Consider the following 16,516-nt stretch of genomic DNA (forward strand, 5'->3'; position numbering starts at 1 on the left):
GGGGCGTTTCAACTTAGTTTCCTAAAAATGATTCTTCAAAGAAAGTCAAAAGCGTCTCTAATGTGATCGGGTCACTGTAAGTAGAGGCTTTCGTGTTGATTTCAAACACTTGGCCGTTTTTCACAGCCGGGATATTTTTCCATACGTCTGTTTCCATGAACGAATTATCGACATCCGGGTTTTTGCTGAGGATGACATAGTCTCCGGCAAATTCCGGAAGCACTTCAGAAGAGAAGGTATAGATGCCTGCTTCAAGTGCCATTTCTTCAACTTTAGCGGGCATTTTCAATTTCATGGCCTGGTAAAGGATTTCTGTGCCGCGCGCATAATTATCGCCGAACACATAAAATTCTTTGTTGCCGCTTTCGATAACCGATACGGTCGCATCTTCACCGATTTTCGCACGGATTTCTTCACCTGCAGCTGCAGCGCGTTCTTGGAAGTCTGCAACCCAATCCGTCGCTTCTTGTTCTTTGTTCAATAATTTACCGATTTCCACTTGCTGATCCAAGTAATCCAGGTTGCCCCATGTGTAAGCGACAGTCGGTGCGATTTCGCCGAGCTTGTCCAAGTTTTTCATGTGAGTGCCTGCGATGATCAAATCCGGTTCAAGTTCAAGGATTTTCTCCAAGTTATCTTCTGTAACGATTTCCGCATCGGTTAGTTTGTCGGTGAAAAGCGGATTGGCGTTTGTCCATTCGTCTACTCCGACAATCGTTCCTTCAAGCGCAAGGACGTTAGGTGCATTCGTCAATGCAATGATGCGTTTTGGTTCTTTTGGTACTTCAACCGGGCCCGTTTCCGACTCGTAAGTAAAGGTGTCTTTTTCGGTTTCTTTGTCTGCATCGGCTGCAGTTCCTTCATTTTCTGTATTTCCACATGCAGCAAGCACAAGCAGCATGAAGAAAAGAATTGGCAATAATAACTTTTTCATCTTGTTTTATTTCCCCTTTCGGTTATCCGTGAAAATGATAATCATTTTCAATTAGATTCTTTTAAATCATAAATTGAAAGGGCGTTGCTGTCAATCCTAAATTTATTAGGGAGAACGGAACTGTCATTGATTAAAGGCACAGGTTCAACATGAAAAGATTCTCGAATAACCGCTGCTATTGAAAAAGCGGCTTTTTATTGCTTGAAATGGCATTGAAGCAGACCGAGAAAGAGTGGTACGCTAGTAGCAAAGGAAAATTTTACATAAGTTGTTAAGTGAAGAAAAGAGGGCGTGGAATGAAAAAATGGAAGATAGCTTGTGGAGTTTTAGCAGTCCTGGTCGTTTTATTGGCTTTTTTAGTGATCCGGCAACAACAGCAAGTAGAGAAAACCTTGATTAAAGAGTATGTACTGCAGCATGCATCAGTAGAGCAAGCTCTCCAAATCATGATTGAAGAATACGATCAATCCCAAAATGCCCGGAAGCTTGCGGATGATTTGATCTATGCCTACGGCGCATCAGATGAACTGATTGGTTTACCGACAGGTCTCGAAGCGGTGCCGGGCTTTATTTATTTTTCGAATATGGAGTATTTCTACAAAGTACAGGACCAATTTGATTTTTACTTGCCAATCGGCATTAGAGAAATCATAAACGATGCAAAAGACGGAGAGCTGACAGAAAAGTATCACAACAAATTAATTGGCTATCATCAGCTTTTAGAAACGTTTAACCAACTCACGCTTTCCGGGGATCTTGAAAAGAAAAATGCAGGAGACTACGAAGAAGAATTCGAACAATTTTACTTAGCGAATGAAGAGAAAATTACAGAACTGATCAATTAATGAGCAGCAGCACGTTTTAAGAAGGCAGAACCAACTCCAATACGGGTTTGTTCTTTTTTCTTTCATATAGAAGAAACTCGAATAGGAAAGGAAGATACCGATGCAGATCAGAAGAGCGGAATCAGGTGACGCAAAAGGCATGGCGAGAGTGCATGTTGATAGTTGGCGGACCACGTATAAAGAGATTGTCCATCAGCGTTTTTTGGACAGCATGTCTTATAGCGAAAGGGAAAATCGTTGGAGCAGGCAAATCATGGATCAGGAAGTTTTTGTCGCAGAAAACGAAGAAGGGACGATTGTCGGCTTTGCAGCTGGCGGAAAAGAACGCAGCGGTGCTTATCCAGACTTTGACGGGGAGTTGTATGCGATTTACTTGCTGGAAGAAGTTCAAGGGCAAGGCATCGGAAAAGCATTGGTGAAACGAGTTGCACACAGCTTATTGAAGAAAGGATACAATTCAATGCTTGTTTTGGTTCTGGCTAAAAACAGATCACGCTATTTTTATGAAAGTTTGGGTGCAGTCCAAATCCATACCGAAGTTGAAACGATTGGGGGAGAACGATATGAAGAAGCTGTTTACGGATGGAAATCGATAAAATGCATAAACGAAGAGTAAAATAACAGGCGAAAGCAAAAAAAAATTTAAAAAAAGTTTTATTTTTTTTGCTTTCCGAGTATAGCGTTTTCCTTTTATTTTCCAAAAACCTTAAAAGTGGGAAATGAGTTATTTTTCCTTTACTTAAGATCTTGTATTAAATTTACCCAAGAGAAACCCTATTTTTTACCGTCGATGAATCTCATTTTTGAAATGAGAATTTACCCCAAATTTATAAAACGATACAGGCCAAAGAATAATGAACTATATCTTAAAATAGTTTGAATTATCTAATAATTCATAAAGCTATCAAAAAATAACATTTTTTAGTGAAACGGAAAGGAATAGAAAAATACCGTAAAATTAAGTATTTACAAAAGATATAGGATATTATAGTCTGTTGGTAACGAAATAAAGAAAAAAGAAAGAAGGAACCAGTCAAATATATGCTAAAAGATATAGTGCAAAGGATTATATTTTTTTACTAATTAAAGTTTTCTGAATTTGTCGTCATTTCGGTGAAGGAATTTCTATTATAAATTTTTCAGAATGAATGATAATTTGCGCAAGCTTTCAGGAAGGAAGGATTGGTATGGTATGCATCTCATTTGAAGAAGCAATGGTAAAAAAAATCGGTTTATGGATGGGAGCAGATGGGGAGTTTCTGGAGGGGCATTACCGGTTTCAAACAAAGCGGATTCTTCAGGGCACAGAAAGGCTCTTTTGTTCACTTGAAATCGCTCCACTGGCTAAAAGCGGGGAAGCAGCCAACCAAGCGAGCGTTTATTTGCTGGCTGATGAAATTTCAGCGTTCAGTACGGCGCTTTGGCGGCATCCGATTCCGTTTCCGACGAATTTTTCGCAAGTACAGACGACGGCTCACGGCTTGACTTGCATTCAGTTAACGACCACTGAGCCGCCTGAAGACTTTGCAAAGCGGCTGTCACAGGCACTCAAGCAATTGACCGGCCAAGCGGCTAGTTGAACTTCCTACCGGGATTCCAGATTTTTGTTTAATAAATCCGTCCATTTTAGCCTCAGCCACGGAAATTCAGTATGTGCACAAGACTATCACTGACCACTATAAGGGGGAAATGAAAATGACGATTATTCAAAGAGAAACAAACGAGATGGAAGATAACGCAATCAACTACTTGGAGCTTTACTTGAATCATCTTGAAGGATACAAAAAATACAAAGAAGAAAAGCGGAAATCTGAAAAAGAAACTGCATTTTCAAGCATTGACGTAGCCCAGTAAATACACCGGCTATCTAGACGTTTAAGCAAAGCCCCGGCCGTAAAGGTTCGGGGCTTTTTCGCCAGTCTTTTCAAGCAAATGTGCGGCAAAATGGATCGAATCGATACAAGAAGCAATCGGTTCCGGCAAATCGACTTTGCTATTCGATCTTCTGGCCGCTAGCGCAGAGGAAAATCATCCAAAAGCGGGCTAAGATTACGGACATGGACTCTATCCAGCACATGACGGTCGACCAGGCGGCACTGAGCCGCATGCAACGGTCCAATATCGCGACTTATACGGACGTATATACGGTGCTCCGGAATTTATATGCCAATCTTCTAGAGGCGAAAGAGCGGCAATTCAGGAGGCGAGAAGCAGCGCCTAAAGCTGGCTAAAGAGCTGACTAAGCCGGTAAAAGGCCCGACGCTTTATATTTTGGATGAACCGTCGTCCGGGCTCCATCCAAATGACGTCAAGCAATTGCTGCTGTTGGTTAATAAACTCGTCGACGCCGGCCATACGGTGATCATTGTCGAACACAAGACGGAAATGATCCAAGAATCCGATTGGGTCATTGATATGGAACCAGAGGGAAGTGAAGCAGGTGGCGAAGTTGTCGCAACCGGAACACCGGAGCAAATGGCAGCAAATCCAGCTTCATTTACTGGAAATTTCTTAAACGTGCAGCCTCTGTAAATACGGCGAAAAAATGCTAAGAAAGCAATAAATTATCCTTTTTTACGGGGGTTAGACCTTTTAAGGTGAAAAAAAGGTGGAATATCACTTTAATTAAATTGGAAAAAGGAGCGGTTAAAATGGCCAATGAATTTTGGATCAATCTTTCAGTGAAAGACTTGAAGAAGTCGCGAGAATTCTTTAAAACGCTCGGTTTTACGATGAATGAGCGCTTTGCTGATAGCGAAGACATGGCGGGACTAGTCGTCGGCGACCATCAAGTGATGGTTATGCTGTTTCCGGAAAAGACATTCCAGTCATTTACAGAAAGTCCGGTAGCAGATACGCAGCAAGGCACCGAAGTTTTATTGTCCATATCCGTGAACTCGCAGCAAGAAGTCCGTGAAATGACCGAAAAGGCAAAACATGAAGGCGGAAAGGTTTTTGCGGAGCCTGGAGAACGAAACGGCATGTATGGATCCGGATTCAGCGATCTGGATGGACACCGGTGGAATTTATTGATTATGTAAGGATTAAAGTAATTTTGAAGAGCGATGAAAATCCTCAGTACATCATCAGCTGATTAAAGTTGAACAAATGAATGATGGATTGAGGATTTTTTGGCATTGCGAATTTCATTGGAGATTATTTATAATCGAATTCTTTTCGTTAAATTAATAAATGATATCAAAATAAACGTCACCATGTGCAAAATGAACTTACTGAATGCAAAACAGCTAAAACGCCAAAAATCATGAAAATACAGGTAAAAATCGAATTCGTCTCACTGTATTAAGTATACTTTATTAATGAAACACTACTTCCGATAATTTATATTATGTCTACTAAAAATAAAAAAGTTTTTAGACTCATATATTATCTCTTCTTCTCTTCTCTAATGCGTTTTTATGTGTCTTGATCTTATTTTGAAGTAAATTACTATGCAATTTTTCTTTTTGAAATTCTTTATACTTTCTTTCTAAGTGAATACTTGAATCCTTATATAACCATTCTGCAAATTGACTTATACTTTTTCTTCCGCTGATATAAACTCGAAAACAATTTTCATGCTCGGTAAAGTTCGTTTCAAAACCTACCGTTTCTAAATTTAGTTTTAGTGAATCCATAAAACTAAATGAACCTCCTACAAAACTTACAAAGTAACTCTTATAGTTAACATAGCCGTCTCCATCGAAAAACCCCCTAATGAAATGTGAAAGATAAGTTTCTGGCACTTCTGGAAACTTAATATCTTTAGATTTGTTAGGAGCCAATCCATGAATCGAGATTAAGTCATTCTTCATAAATTTACTGTGAATATTTAATATATAAACTTTTGTTTCCTTATTTTGAATGATTGGATGATTAGAATCTAAGCTTTCTTTAATTATTTCTAGAATATACTTTTCTTTTTGAGCAAAGCTTATTGATTGTTGATTCCTAATAATACATCCATCTGCAAAGAAGAAACCTAAAATATAAGCCATACTTGATGACCATGTGCGAAAAAAAGCCTCATTAACGTGAAATTTTCTTTTCCAACTGCCATTCGGCCGCATTATAACATTCTTTTCTTTAAGAACAGTCCTTATATATCGATCTGAAACGTTTGCTAAGCTAGCAATTTCTAATGTTGAATTTCCTAAGTTATACATATCAACTATTTTTTCTTTGCTAACAGTACATTTCTTTCGAGTAGTTTGATTCTTTTCCATATATCATAAAACCTCCACTGAATTAGTCGGTTAAAAACACAATAGTATATATTATTTTAATTTAATTTTACTGAAAATTCAATTAAATATATAAATTTCGTCTAGTTTATTGGTCGATTAGTACCAGGGGGTGATGTTATTGACCGTATTAATACGATGCCTTATGATGAAAAAAAGGAGTGATGTTAGATGGTAAGCGCAAATACTCCACTGAAGCAGAAATCGGTTAAAGAACGTGCCGAAAAACGCTTGACGTCCATTCGGTCGCGCAGCCGCACTGTTGATAAACCAAGCATTAAAGGCAATCTCATTCAACCGGTTCATGTAACCAAATCCGATGCTTTAGTAAAACGAATTGCCGAACGGAAATCCAATTAAGCAAAACGCCCCTAAACTGAATCCAGTTTAGGGGCGTTTTTTTATCGATTAATCGTCGTTGCTGCGTTTCATGTCCCGTATTGCCTGCACGGATAACCGCACCAGCAAGATTACGCATAAAAACAAGCCTGTATAAGCTGCGGTATTCAAATAGACGGCATAAGCAGTCTCAATGAACTGGGCAATGGCCAGTAAAGCGGCAGAAACCAATCCGAACGTAATTCCCGTCATGAGGAGCACAAAACGCGAGAATAATTGAATGACGAAATTGGCGTTTTTCTTATCGGAAAACACATCGTGGTGCAAAATGATTTTGCCGCTTTCTATCCGTTCCACTAAACGGTCGACGCGCTTCGGCAGTTTTAGCAGCTCCGGAATCAAGACAGCCATTTCGCTTTCGACTTTTTCTTTCGTTGCTTTCGGTTCCGTAAACGGCTTTTTGAGGAAAGAAGTCTTGTATTTCTTCGCGAAAGTCTTCGCTTCTGTGAACATATCAAATGTCGGATCGATTAAATGCAAGGTGCCGTCAAGTGTAATCAAAGACCGCAAAGCGATACCCACCGACGGATAAAATGACAAACCGAAATCCCTTACGACGTCAAATAGCGAATGAATGAGTTCGGTTGTCGGAATCCGGTCCACATACGAAATCCGCAGCAGCAATTGGCCAATGGCTTGTTCGAACCGGTGGCGGTCGATGTGCTGGTTGTCTTCAACGAGCAAGGTAATCGCATCGTATATGACACTGGAATCCCCTTGCTGGACGCCTAAGATGAAAAGGTTAAGACCTTCCTGCTGAGAAGACGCGAGGCGCCCCACCGCCCCGAAATCAAGCAATATCGGAGAGCCGTCTTTTTCGTTGATAAAAATATTGCCGGGATGCGGATCTGCATGAAAAATTCCGGAAAATAGCATTTGTTCAAAGAACGAAAATAGGATAGTTCGGGCAAACTCTTTTGAATCAATATCAAACCGGTCGAAAAGTTCCTGTCCTTTTGCTAAGTTCATGCCCATCACTTGTTCCATGACAATAAGCTGGCTGTTACTGTATTCGGTGTAGATATGGGGAATCTTGACTTTGTAAGGGCTGTTTTTTAAGGCGTTGGAAATTTGCACCGTATTGCGGGCTTCAATATCAAAATTGATTTCTTCTCGCAAACCCGCTGCAAATCCGATGGCCAGCTCTTTAAACCCGAGATTTTCCGCCCATTTGGATTTACTCGTGACCCATTCTGCAAATTCAACAAGGATGTTCAAGTCGTCACGCATGATGCGTTTAATGTCCGGCCGAAGCAATTTCACGACTACAGGCTGATTATTTTTCTTTAAGACGGCTCTATGGACTTGGCCAATTGATGCGGCAGCAAGCGGCTCCATGTCAAAGGAGGCGAAAACATCCTCCATTTTATGGCTTAAAGAGTTTTGAAGAATCGTCTGGACTTGGATGGTCGTGAGCGGTTTAACGTTTTGCTGGAGTGTTCCAAGCTCTTCTACGAACACCTGCGGGAAAAGTTCAGTCCGGGTTGAAAGCACTTGCCCAAACTTGATGAATATCCCCCCGCTCTGCTCCAGTGTGTCCCGAAAAGCGATTGCCAGTTCCCGGTCATTTTCACGGTGCCGCGCGTACTTCAAGGCGCGAGATATTCCGTTCCGAACGGCAATTTCCACCACTTGGCTCAAGCGTTTCTGCCTTCTCCAGCGGTGTTGGATGCGCCTCAAGATAAACTTGCGCCCCGTAATCCGTTCACCTCTAGAACCGAGTTCGATGGGATCGAATAATTCAAAAAGCAAATACAGGAGCATGGAAATCAATAATATACTGCCGATCCAGATGATTGTGCTGACATTGGCCGCATTTTCCACAACGCTTTCGTTCATGAAATCGGTATAGCGCAAATAGGAATACCAATAGACAAATGTCGTCAGCGCCACACCAATCGTGACCGAAAGTACGCGTTTTGTGAAATTGACTTTGGCTCCCATCAATCGCCCGCTGACAAAATAAATGAAGACGGTGATCAGTAAGATTTCGGCAAGCAAAATAGCATAGATCAAAGCAACTCCTCCTTCCAATTCGGAATGACGGCTCTTTTTCGATATTCCATTATTGTCAGTATAGCAAAATTATTCTGGCATGTTCGGATGGAATAAAAAAACCCTTCACTAAGAAGGGTCAGTTTTGGTGAAGGACCAATTCGTAATACGGCTCTTCTTGCTGGGTATCGTCAAACCAGCGGTGGTCTATGTATTGAAAACTAAGCTTTTCAAGCACTTTCAGTGAACCTTGGTTTTTAGGGTCAGCAGATGCGTAAACCAAATGGATGCCGGTCTGTTTTTGAGCAAGTTTCAAAGCAAGGGCACCAGCTTCAGTCGCATAGCCCTTCCCCCAAAAAGCAGCGGCAAAATGATAGATCAATTCGATTTTCTTGTCATTGGCTGTCCCATTAAAACCCGATGCCCCGATCAACTGTCCAGAATGCTTTTCAATCACGCCAAAAACCGTGATTCCTGTCGTTTCATAGCATTTTCGGTAAGCATCGATGATCACTGGGAGATTTTCCGGTTTGGATGCCCCGCCGGATTCTGCCATAACGTCCGGATCGCCCCAAAAATGCTTAGCTCCTTCGATATGCTGTTTATCCATGACGACAAGTCCTAAGCGTTCTGATTCTGCTAAAAACTTCATGTGTTATGATTCCCCTTTAACGAAAGCGGTTTTAGCTCTTTGATGACGGAGCGAATGGTATGGAGTGTATCCCATTCTCTTTCAGAATACAATACAATTGGGTAATTCCCCGGAAACAAGGCTTCATTGATATCTTCGACGGATAAGCCCTCAGCATCCAGTTTTAAAATTTTCTCGCTCATTTCACGGAGTTTCTCCAGTTTCTGTTGAAGGACTTCTTTGCCGTTTGGAAAATAGCCGGCGTGGCTGCAATATAAATGCGTAAAGCGGTAGGCCAATAAAGTTTCAAGAGAATCCATCATCTGTTTAACTGATTCTGTTGCCATCGTCACTTTTGTATGGGGCGAAACGTATAGATCCCCGCTAAACAGACGCCCAGTTTCTTCGTTTAGAAACGATACATGGTCGCCAGCATGCCCTGGTGTATAAATGACTTTCCATTCCAAGTTTTTTGAATAGATCACTTCTGGAATCGGTTTTGCTGTGAACGCTTTTCTTTGTCCCCAAATCAACTGACGGTAAAGCGGGTACTCCCCGTCTGCCAAGCAAAGCGAGATCCCCTTTTCATGCATCAATAGCGGGATTTGAAAATTCTCTGCAAGAAATGCAGCATTCCCAGTGTGGTCTTCATGGTTATGGGTAAAAATCACTTGATCAAAATCATGTTCTTCAAAAAAGGGTTTGAGTTCGGTTAAGAGGACCTCAGGACCTGAATCAATCAGCATGCCATCGACTAAATAGACAAATACTTTTCTTCCGTATTTCTCTATAGTTCCTTCTGCACAAAAGACCCCTTCTTTAACGTAGCTGCTTAACATCGTATTCCCCCTTGAAATGCGTTTCTTTCATCATACGCATCGCTTTATTTTCTGTCATCTTCCCGAAGAATTTTTTTATTACGTTTTTGTTTTTTATATTATTTTCCTTATGTAGGAACCTACAACTGATTAATTTTAGCAAAAAAAAAGAGACCGAAGTCTCCTTTAAAAACCGGCTAACGCAAAAACAAGCATAATAATTACGTAAGTCATGATCACCCACATTACGGCGCTTGGTACGAGAAAAGCCAAAAATCCTTTCCAAGATGACATCCGGTGGGCTTCTGCTATCGCTTTGCTCTGGATTACAATGCTCCAAAGACTCGTAGCCATTAAAATTACAAAATAGGCTGCGTACAAAAAGACATTAAACGGATCCTCCTTCGGCGTTTGCGATAGGAAAATTTCGGGGGCAATGATTAAGAAAAGCAAAATGAGCGGAAGCAGCCAAATCTGTGGAATCAATCCGGTAATCACCGCTTTAAAAATGGCTATATAAGTAGCTGAACCTTTCATTATCTTCCCGAACCATAGATAAAGGACAGACATAAAAGCGGATGCGATTAAAAGCAGAACTGGAGCAATAACAAAAGCAAATAACAGCGCCGCCTCCAATGGCAGTTCAAGCATGGCGGATTGAGACAAGCTGATAAATCCGAGGCTAATGCCTGCCAAATAAAGCAGAACGAAAAAATAAGGCCATGTTTTAGTCGCCAGGACCCAGCGAATCGCCTCGCGGGTATTCAGCCAGATGGATGTAAATGGATTGAGGTGCCGCTTTTTCTCAAGTTTGTCCATTCCCTGCACTCCTTCCGTATTCATTTAATAAAAAAAGAGACCGAAGTCTCTTAGATTGTTGATGCCCCAATGATCAGGAATAGGATGATGAATATGAAAACGAAAACGACCAATCCGATAATGACCGACGGGATCAATAAGGTGAAGAACCCTTTCCAACTGGACATACGGTGCGCTTCCCCAATTGCCTTACTTTGGATCACAATCCCCCAAACCGTCACAACCGCTAAAATCACGGCGAAAATCGCCATAAAGAAAATCGCTCCATTTGAAGCTGGTTCACTGCCTGCGAAAAATAAATCAGGTGAAACAATCATCAAAATGATGAATAGTGGCAGCAGCCAGATTTGCGGAATCATGGAAGTGGCAACCGCTTTGAATAGTTCGATATAAGTCCCTGTCCCTTTAAACAGTTTTCCGACGAGCAAATAGATGCCCGACATAATGGCGATCCCGATCGCGACAGCAATCGGCGAAATAATTGCGCTTCCTACGATTAAGATCCCGATAGGAACCCCGATATCATCTGTCCCTTGGTACATGCTGACAAAAGTACTGGTGACTCCCGTAAGCAAAATGAGCAGAAAAACATAGACCATCGATTTTTCTTCAATTACATACCGCACCGTGTTGCGTGTATTCAACCACACAGAAAAAAATGGATTGAGTTTGTTGTTGTAAGTCGTTTCATGTTGTTCATTCATAAGACTTCCCCCTCTATTATGTATAGTTTATATACGTGGCAAAGCCACATCGGTTTCAAATGAATTAGAAATCTTTTACTTTTAATGTTCTTGATTGCGTTTTTTTATTTTATTTATATACCTTATGTAATATTTTACATGTACTCTTGAAAAGCAATCAGCTAGATTTTATTTTTTCGAATAAAATCCTTGATGCTGCTTCAGATGATTTAGAAATAATGGCCTTTTCAGGATAGGCTTGAAATTTCTTTAAAAATACGGGCTTCATCTTATCTTCATAGTAGCGGTTCCAGGTAAACATCTTTTGCAGCATCTTGAATTTCGGTTCATAATTAGCGCTCTCTACTCCCGCTATTTGTTTAAAAAAGCGTTTGATAATGCGCCTCTTCCGTTCTTTTAATGGGAGATCCAAAAAGATAATCCAATCTGCCTGATCGATCGCAGCGTCCGTCCAATCAATGTGGACCCCTTCAACGATCCAGTCCGGCTGCATCAATGCTTCCGCTAAATGAGCATTCCTTTGCTTTTCTGAGTTCCGAATATCTCCGCCCGGTGCACGTTTCCAAACGAAATTATCCGTCTCGAAATGGAGCAGACCCAGTTCAGCCGCCAAACGTTTTGCCAATGTTGTTTTACCGCTCCCTACCGAACCTGTTATGTAGATTTTCAATAATTTTCACGCCTTTATGCAGACTTGGACTTCACTTTCATTTATTATACAGAAGCGTTTAAGGGAAAAAGCTAGTTCGCGGAAATTGGACAAAAAAATACATCAGCCAAAGAAAATTACTCTTTGGCTGATGGTTAGTATACGATACTTTTTATGAAACACCCTTTTTCGGTTAGTGTATAAATTAAACCGCTATGTTCCAATTCTTCCCACGTTTTTCTATCACGATGAAGTTTATTTGCAATTTTTATGCAGCTTGGCGGATCGGTTGGCAAGCGAATTTTTTTAGCTGCCTGCCCCCTTCGTCCTTATTATTCACTGTTTACTTCGAAGTTTCTCCAGTAAAGCCTCTTCTAGCAATCTAGAAAAGTTTATGTGTTCAGACTCAGCCTGTTCATTTAACCAGGATGGAATAGATAAGGTTTTCTTCACCTTTTTATTATCGTTTCTTTTCCGATATTCAATAAAGTCTACATCCACATATGACTCTATCTCTCCAGCCCCTAACTCATAAGCGGCTGTATCAGGCTCAGGAATTTTCTTCCCCAAATCCTCCATAGTAATCCCCATTAAGCCTATCAGGTCTCTGGCCATAAAAATTGCGTCAGCTATATCCTTGCCCTGAGTATTACAGTCAAAATCTGGCACACGCACAAAGTAACCCGCTTCAACCTTAGTCAAAATAATCTTATAAGCCGTTCTCATTTTAAAAACCCCCATCTATATAGTGCTTTCGCTAACTATTCGTTTATTTCTTTGTGTCTAGAACTAGGCATATCTTTTTTCTATTTGCACATACAGCATGATTCCAACCATGCTTTAATAAGTAGCAGCCTTTGGTTTCTCGTCTTTTTATAATTGTTTCAGAACTGTCTTTTTACATATATTATTATACGTATATTTAAAACTTATAATAAAAGACGCCTGGGAGGGCGTCTTTTTAGAGCTTATATTGTTATTTAACTACTTCACGCTAAAGCCACATTCATGCTTATGCCAGACTGCACGAAATAACGTTTAACATAAAGCCTGAAGTCTTCTTATAGGATTTTTTCCTTTATTGTAATAAGCCTTGTATAGATTTGAAAGCCTTTTTAGAATACGAGAAATACTAAAACTTCGCTAGTGGTATTTGTTAAGCTTTCGTTGCTTCTGTTTTAACCCGTTCCATGAATGCATGAACTGTTTCCTCGCGTTTTCGCTTTGATCCTGCAAGCAGCATGGCTTTGCCGGTCATATTCGTGCCTTTATTGGAACCTTCGTATTGGAACTTCGTCTGATTTTCGCCCATTTTTTCGAGCGTATATCGGTATTCCACTTCGAACATGCCGCTCATAAGAAACTTTACCGCTTTATGCTTGCGCTCAGGCGTGTCTTCAAAAGCGGTCGTTTCCACGAGATAGCTTTCGAGCTGGCTGCCTGCATAATAGCTTTGTGAATGCTTCGCGCCGAGTGTATCGTCTTCTTTTTCAAGCAACAGATGCTCTTCCACTTTCGGCATGATTCTTTTGATGTTGCGGTCCATGAATAATTGCCAGACCTGTTCAATCGGTGCATCGATGATGATTTCTTCTTTCCACTTGACCACGGTGATTGCTCCTTTTTCCAAATGAAGGATTTACTTGCCTATCGGGTTAAAATACGATCCGTCAGGCTGGAAATACTGTCCTTAGCCGGCGATTTACTGTCGGTTCCAGCCCAAATACTGTCCGCCGCCTCTTAAAACGGATTCGTCGCCCATTGGCTAGACGTTGGAATGAAAATACGCGGGTGCAATTTCAGCTGTGCCACGATATATTCCGCGATGTCTTCCGGCTGCATGAACTTTTCTTGGCTGTTTTCCGGTTCTTCCGTCGAACCGGCGAATTCCGTAATAACCCGGCTCGGCGTCAAAGCGAAAACGCGGATATTATGCTTGCGGACTTCCTGCGACAAGGATTGGGTAAACCCGAGCACACCGAATTTCGAAGCACTGTAAGCACTCGACCCCGGATCGCCTTTCAGTCCGGACATGGAAGAAATATTGATGACGTCTCCGCCATTTTTTTCAACGAGTTGTGGAAGGACGGTACGCGTCACATAAAACATGCCCGTCAAATTCACATCGATGACTTGTTTCCAGTCTTCCGGCGAAGTTTCAAGAACCGTTCCGAATTTGCCGATGCCTGCATTATTGATCAGGATGTCTGCCGAACCAAGCGCTTCCGTTAATGCCGAAATCGCCGCTTCGACTTCTTCAAGCGAGGATACATCGGCCACCGCAAAAGCTGCACGGACGCCTTCTTTTTCAGCTTCTTTCACGACTTTTTGCAAATCGCTTTCGGTGCGGGCGATCAAACCGAGGTTCACGCCTTCTTTCGCAAGTGCAAGGGCAGCCGCTCGTCCGATTCCTTTACCCGCTCCTGTAATAAATGCTGTTTTTCCAGTCAACGATTGTGCCATTCGATCTCCACCTTTTCATTTATTAATAGTTTCAGTTTGAATGAATTTCAATTAAAACGCAAAAATTCCATACGGCTTTTCTTATCTGACTGAATTCCACTTTTGAGGTACAATAGAGGAAAGACAGACAGATAAGGATGGCTCTATGAAAACTTCAACCGTTTTACTCTTAACGCTCGGCTTAATGCATCTTTTAACCATGCTGAATATCGTGTTCCTTGACGGCGCATTGAACGACTTGGTCTTTTTCTTTAATACCGCACTTTTCTTTTTTGCTTTTTCCTTCTACCTTTGGAAACGCGATAAAGACACTAAAGAAACAACAACTCCAACAAAATCCAAAAAATGAAGCCATTTCAATGGCTTCATTTTTTATTTGCGTTTAAGTTTCAATTGGCGCTTTTGCTTTTTTTCGGAAAAGATCGGCTGCGGTGCCGGATTGAAATCATCGTCGTAAAGGCCGGTATACGCCTTATACCAAAGGAATAAATGAATGAACACCACTTTAATAACGGCATAGGCTGGAATTCCAAGGATAACCCCCGGAATCCCGAACAGATTCCCTGAAGTCAATAACACCGCAATGATCGTGACTGGATGGATGTTCAAGTTATTGCCCAGGATTAAAGGCTGGATGACCCGGCCTTCCAAGGTTTGCTCGACGAAAAACACTGCCGCGACTTTCACGAGCATAAGCGGCGGATGAAGCACGATCGCGATAATAACAACAGGAATAAAAGCGATGAACGAGCCAAGAAAAGGAATCAAGTTCAATGCCCCCGCCATGATGCCGAGAATCAACGCGTATTCAAGGCCAATTACGCTGAAGCCGACCCAGAACATCAAGCCGACGAAAAAAGCGACAACCAATTGGCCTCGGATATATTGGCTGATTTGGAGATTCATTTCTCTCAGCAATTCATACGATTTTATCCGCATTTTGGACGGAACGAACGGCATAAGGTAGTACGGCAAATGATGCCCGTCTTTCAGCAAGTAAAACAAGATGAACGGCGTCGTAATTACCGCAAGCACTGTAGTGGAAAGGACGCCGACCACACTGCCGATCCCCGTGACTGTCGTATCCACCACATCATCCGCCTGCCCGCTGATAGAATCGGATATGCCGTCTTCCTCTCCGGTAAGCTGCTTTTGCAGCTCAGCGAGTACATCGCTTTGGAAAAATCCATTTACTTGAGAGATGAAACGATTCAAATAATCCTGCCAGTTGTCAATCAGGCTCAAAGTCTGTTCCCGAAGAATCGGAATCAGTGTAGCAACGCCCCATACCAGTAACCCCAAAATAATGAGAAAGACGAGCGCGATGCCTCCTGCCCGGTGGATCTTTTTTGTTTCCATCCAATCGATCAAAGGATTCAAAAGATAATACAAAACGCCTGCCATGACAATCGGCAGCCCCATGACATCAAAAAAAGCAGCAAAAGGCCGAAATACAAAGCTGACTTTCGGCAACAACAAGAGAATCAGGAGCACCAATAGCAGGATGAACAAAATCGATACGGCTTTATTGTTCAACACCCATTTCATAAACCAGCTGGCAGCGAGCTTTAACATCTGTTTATCCTTTTGCTCTTCCATAACGAAGCCCCCTTCGTAAATTTGAGGACCGCTTGACGCCTCTATGTATAGGGGAAAGCATTGTTCAATTTTTAAATAGCTTCTATAAGGATAAAATACCCGACTGAGTAAATCTTAAGCGTTTTAGGGGTTTAGGTCCTACGGATTAATTGCATATTTTTATCATAATAATGTTTTTTTTGATTGACTAAAGGGAATAACAGAAACAAATAAAAAATAGAGAAAGGATGAGGAAAATGGCGTTGGATGATAAATTTAAAGATGCAAAAGACCAATCAACGGAAAAAGGCAAAGACCATTATGACGAACACAAAGACGAATACAAAGAACAAGGTAAAGACAAAGCCCAACAAGAAGGAAAAGAGTTGAAAAACAAGTTTTCTAAATAAGGGCAAAAAAACCGGCTGGATCTCAAC

At 41.4% G+C, this 16,516-nt stretch carries 20 protein-coding genes and 1 pseudogene; 9 read left to right on the forward strand and 12 right to left on the reverse strand.

Annotated elements, in window-relative coordinates; all coding sequences use genetic code 11:
* Window positions 1-13: 13 nt before the first annotated feature.
* Window positions 14-934 carry an iron-hydroxamate ABC transporter substrate-binding protein gene (locus NFU07_RS00705; protein WP_251473199.1) on the reverse strand — a complete coding sequence of 307 codons (921 nt, stop codon included), beginning with the start codon at window positions 932-934 and terminating at the stop codon, window positions 14-16.
* A gap of 296 nt (window positions 935-1,230) precedes the next feature.
* On the opposite strand from NFU07_RS00705, the gene NFU07_RS00710 reads away from it, so the two are divergent.
* From NFU07_RS00710 to NFU07_RS00735, 6 genes and pseudogenes are all read left to right on the forward strand, one after another.
* A complete protein-coding gene (locus tag NFU07_RS00710) occupies window positions 1,231-1,779 on the forward strand; it encodes a hypothetical protein (protein WP_251473202.1) in 549 nt (182 codons plus the stop codon).
* Between the two features lie 100 nt (window positions 1,780-1,879).
* Window positions 1,880-2,395 carry a GNAT family N-acetyltransferase gene (locus NFU07_RS00715; protein WP_251473204.1) on the forward strand — a complete coding sequence of 172 codons (516 nt, stop codon included), beginning with the start codon at window positions 1,880-1,882 and terminating at the stop codon, window positions 2,393-2,395.
* A gap of 571 nt (window positions 2,396-2,966) precedes the next feature.
* Window positions 2,967-3,359, forward strand: coding sequence for a hypothetical protein (locus NFU07_RS00720; protein ID WP_251473210.1), 393 nt, complete (start codon window positions 2,967-2,969; stop codon window positions 3,357-3,359).
* A 115-nt stretch (window positions 3,360-3,474) separates the two neighbouring features.
* Complete coding sequence (locus tag NFU07_RS00725; RefSeq protein WP_251473217.1) at window positions 3,475-3,633, forward strand: hypothetical protein; 159 nt, start codon at window positions 3,475-3,477, stop codon at window positions 3,631-3,633.
* A 100-nt stretch (window positions 3,634-3,733) separates the two neighbouring features.
* Window positions 3,734-4,311 (forward strand): annotated as a pseudogene (locus NFU07_RS17795) (ATP-binding cassette domain-containing protein); the annotation flags it as partial.
* A 119-nt stretch (window positions 4,312-4,430) separates the two neighbouring features.
* On the forward strand, window positions 4,431-4,820 hold the full coding sequence (locus NFU07_RS00735; protein WP_251473231.1) for a VOC family protein: 390 nt from the start codon (window positions 4,431-4,433) through the stop codon (window positions 4,818-4,820).
* Window positions 4,821-5,159: 339 nt separating this feature from the next.
* Here NFU07_RS00735 and NFU07_RS00740 read toward each other — a convergent pair whose 3' ends face one another.
* The gene (locus NFU07_RS00740; protein WP_251473233.1) at window positions 5,160-6,005 is read right to left on the reverse strand and encodes an LAGLIDADG family homing endonuclease; all 846 of its coding nucleotides are present in this window, start codon (window positions 6,003-6,005) and stop codon (window positions 5,160-5,162) included.
* 189 nt (window positions 6,006-6,194) lie between these two features.
* Here NFU07_RS00740 and NFU07_RS00745 point away from each other — a divergent pair, with 189 nt between their 5' ends.
* Window positions 6,195-6,383, forward strand: a complete 189-nt coding sequence (locus NFU07_RS00745) for a hypothetical protein (RefSeq protein ID WP_251473239.1) — start codon at window positions 6,195-6,197, stop codon at window positions 6,381-6,383.
* Window positions 6,384-6,431: 48 nt separating this feature from the next.
* On the opposite strand, the gene NFU07_RS00750 is transcribed toward NFU07_RS00745, so the two are convergent.
* From NFU07_RS00750 to NFU07_RS00790, 9 genes are all read right to left on the reverse strand, one after another.
* On the reverse strand, window positions 6,432-8,438 hold the full coding sequence (locus tag NFU07_RS00750) for an ABC1 kinase family protein (RefSeq protein WP_251473241.1): 2,007 nt from the start codon (window positions 8,436-8,438) through the stop codon (window positions 6,432-6,434).
* Between the two features lie 118 nt (window positions 8,439-8,556).
* A complete protein-coding gene (locus NFU07_RS00755) occupies window positions 8,557-9,069 on the reverse strand; it encodes a GNAT family N-acetyltransferase (RefSeq protein WP_251473243.1) in 513 nt (170 codons plus the stop codon).
* On the reverse strand, window positions 9,066-9,887 hold the full coding sequence (locus tag NFU07_RS00760) for an MBL fold metallo-hydrolase (protein WP_251473245.1): 822 nt from the start codon (window positions 9,885-9,887) through the stop codon (window positions 9,066-9,068). Before NFU07_RS00760 ends, NFU07_RS00755 begins: the two co-directional genes overlap by 4 nt.
* A 165-nt stretch (window positions 9,888-10,052) precedes the next feature.
* On the reverse strand, window positions 10,053-10,685 hold the full coding sequence (locus NFU07_RS00765) for a YIP1 family protein (protein ID WP_251473257.1): 633 nt from the start codon (window positions 10,683-10,685) through the stop codon (window positions 10,053-10,055).
* A gap of 50 nt (window positions 10,686-10,735) precedes the next feature.
* The gene (locus tag NFU07_RS00770) at window positions 10,736-11,389 is read right to left on the reverse strand and encodes a Yip1 family protein (RefSeq protein ID WP_251473259.1); all 654 of its coding nucleotides are present in this window, start codon (window positions 11,387-11,389) and stop codon (window positions 10,736-10,738) included.
* Between the two features lie 157 nt (window positions 11,390-11,546).
* On the reverse strand, window positions 11,547-12,059 hold the full coding sequence (locus NFU07_RS00775; RefSeq protein WP_251473262.1) for an AAA family ATPase: 513 nt from the start codon (window positions 12,057-12,059) through the stop codon (window positions 11,547-11,549).
* A 315-nt stretch (window positions 12,060-12,374) separates the two neighbouring features.
* The gene (locus NFU07_RS00780) at window positions 12,375-12,764 is read right to left on the reverse strand and encodes a type II toxin-antitoxin system HicB family antitoxin (protein ID WP_251473265.1); all 390 of its coding nucleotides are present in this window, start codon (window positions 12,762-12,764) and stop codon (window positions 12,375-12,377) included.
* A gap of 430 nt (window positions 12,765-13,194) precedes the next feature.
* Window positions 13,195-13,647, reverse strand: a complete 453-nt coding sequence (locus NFU07_RS00785; RefSeq protein ID WP_251473268.1) for an SRPBCC family protein — start codon at window positions 13,645-13,647, stop codon at window positions 13,195-13,197.
* Window positions 13,648-13,778: 131 nt separating this feature from the next.
* The gene (locus tag NFU07_RS00790; RefSeq protein WP_251473270.1) at window positions 13,779-14,501 is read right to left on the reverse strand and encodes a 3-ketoacyl-ACP reductase; all 723 of its coding nucleotides are present in this window, start codon (window positions 14,499-14,501) and stop codon (window positions 13,779-13,781) included.
* Window positions 14,502-14,646: 145 nt separating this feature from the next.
* On the opposite strand from NFU07_RS00790, the gene NFU07_RS00795 reads away from it, so the two are divergent.
* Window positions 14,647-14,850 carry a hypothetical protein gene (locus NFU07_RS00795; protein WP_251473272.1) on the forward strand — a complete coding sequence of 68 codons (204 nt, stop codon included), beginning with the start codon at window positions 14,647-14,649 and terminating at the stop codon, window positions 14,848-14,850.
* A gap of 23 nt (window positions 14,851-14,873) precedes the next feature.
* Here NFU07_RS00795 and NFU07_RS00800 read toward each other — a convergent pair whose 3' ends face one another.
* On the reverse strand, window positions 14,874-16,100 hold the full coding sequence (locus NFU07_RS00800; RefSeq protein ID WP_251473273.1) for an AI-2E family transporter: 1,227 nt from the start codon (window positions 16,098-16,100) through the stop codon (window positions 14,874-14,876).
* 236 nt (window positions 16,101-16,336) lie between these two features.
* Here NFU07_RS00800 and NFU07_RS00805 point away from each other — a divergent pair, with 236 nt between their 5' ends.
* Window positions 16,337-16,489 (forward strand): hypothetical protein, encoded by a 153-nt coding sequence (locus tag NFU07_RS00805; protein WP_251473275.1) that lies wholly within the window; start codon window positions 16,337-16,339, stop codon window positions 16,487-16,489.
* Window positions 16,490-16,516: the final 27 nt, after the last annotated feature.

The organism is Planococcus sp. NCCP-2050 (assembly GCF_023708025.1).
GTDB lineage: Bacteria > Bacillota > Bacilli > Bacillales_A > Planococcaceae > Planococcus.

Excerpts from the sequence above, each read along its gene's own strand:
- NFU07_RS00710 (WP_251473202.1), top strand. The coding sequence starts at position 1,231 with ATGAAAAAATGGAAGATAGCTTGTGGAGTTTTAGCAGTCCTGGTCGTT.
- NFU07_RS00755 (WP_251473243.1), bottom strand. The coding sequence starts at position 9,069 with ATGAAGTTTTTAGCAGAATCAGAACGCTTAGGACTTGTCGTCATGGAT.
- NFU07_RS00740 (WP_251473233.1), bottom strand. The coding sequence starts at position 6,005 with ATGGAAAAGAATCAAACTACTCGAAAGAAATGTACTGTTAGCAAAGAA.
- NFU07_RS00720 (WP_251473210.1), top strand. The coding sequence starts at position 2,967 with ATGGTATGCATCTCATTTGAAGAAGCAATGGTAAAAAAAATCGGTTTA.
- NFU07_RS00745 (WP_251473239.1), top strand. The coding sequence starts at position 6,195 with ATGGTAAGCGCAAATACTCCACTGAAGCAGAAATCGGTTAAAGAACGT.
- NFU07_RS00770 (WP_251473259.1), bottom strand. The coding sequence starts at position 11,389 with ATGAATGAACAACATGAAACGACTTACAACAACAAACTCAATCCATTT.
- NFU07_RS00735 (WP_251473231.1), top strand. The coding sequence starts at position 4,431 with ATGGCCAATGAATTTTGGATCAATCTTTCAGTGAAAGACTTGAAGAAG.
- NFU07_RS00760 (WP_251473245.1), bottom strand. The coding sequence starts at position 9,887 with ATGTTAAGCAGCTACGTTAAAGAAGGGGTCTTTTGTGCAGAAGGAACT.
- NFU07_RS00705 (WP_251473199.1), bottom strand. The coding sequence starts at position 934 with ATGAAAAAGTTATTATTGCCAATTCTTTTCTTCATGCTGCTTGTGCTT.
- NFU07_RS00795 (WP_251473272.1), top strand. The coding sequence starts at position 14,647 with ATGAAAACTTCAACCGTTTTACTCTTAACGCTCGGCTTAATGCATCTT.
- NFU07_RS00790 (WP_251473270.1), bottom strand. The coding sequence starts at position 14,501 with ATGGCACAATCGTTGACTGGAAAAACAGCATTTATTACAGGAGCGGGT.
- NFU07_RS00780 (WP_251473265.1), bottom strand. The coding sequence starts at position 12,764 with ATGAGAACGGCTTATAAGATTATTTTGACTAAGGTTGAAGCGGGTTAC.
- NFU07_RS00800 (WP_251473273.1), bottom strand. The coding sequence starts at position 16,100 with ATGGAAGAGCAAAAGGATAAACAGATGTTAAAGCTCGCTGCCAGCTGG.
- NFU07_RS00805 (WP_251473275.1), top strand. The coding sequence starts at position 16,337 with ATGGCGTTGGATGATAAATTTAAAGATGCAAAAGACCAATCAACGGAA.
- NFU07_RS00725 (WP_251473217.1), top strand. The coding sequence starts at position 3,475 with ATGACGATTATTCAAAGAGAAACAAACGAGATGGAAGATAACGCAATC.
- NFU07_RS00715 (WP_251473204.1), top strand. The coding sequence starts at position 1,880 with ATGCAGATCAGAAGAGCGGAATCAGGTGACGCAAAAGGCATGGCGAGA.
- NFU07_RS00765 (WP_251473257.1), bottom strand. The coding sequence starts at position 10,685 with ATGGACAAACTTGAGAAAAAGCGGCACCTCAATCCATTTACATCCATC.